The sequence below is a fragment of the Bacillus cereus group sp. BfR-BA-01381 genome (genome assembly GCF_022663555.1).
In the GTDB taxonomy this organism is placed as follows: Bacteria; Bacillota; Bacilli; order Bacillales; family Bacillaceae_G; genus Bacillus_A; species Bacillus_A pacificus.
Window position 1 is genome coordinate 1 of the sequence record NZ_JAKUFR010000252.1, and the last position, 345, is coordinate 345.

The window sequence follows — 345 nt, forward strand, 5'->3', positions numbered from 1 at the left end:
TGATGTTACAACATATCCATTGGTTAACAAGAATTCATTTATACTTACTCTTTTATCTTCAGTTAAATACACCAAATATGTATTATGTTGAACTTCTTCTAAAAAAACTTCTTTATTTAGAATTATTATTTTTAATTGCTTCAATGCCTCATTCTTATCAACTTCATTTTCAATTTTAGGAATTATTTTTGAACCTCTCTCATCATTAACAGAAAGTAAATTTCCTTCTTTAGTATATTGGGATTTGAATTGATTTAATTCTTCGTAAAGAGACTCTGAGACACCGTATATATTGATATTTGTTTGACCATTAATTTGAATTGAAGTTAAACTATTAACTTTAGT

Annotated in this window: 1 protein-coding gene; it reads right to left on the bottom strand. The window is 24.9% G+C overall.

The annotated features are described in order from the left end of the window. Positions 1–345, bottom strand: a 345-nt coding sequence (locus MR079_RS28575) for a hypothetical protein (protein ID WP_242295100.1), incomplete at both ends; no start/stop codon positions are given.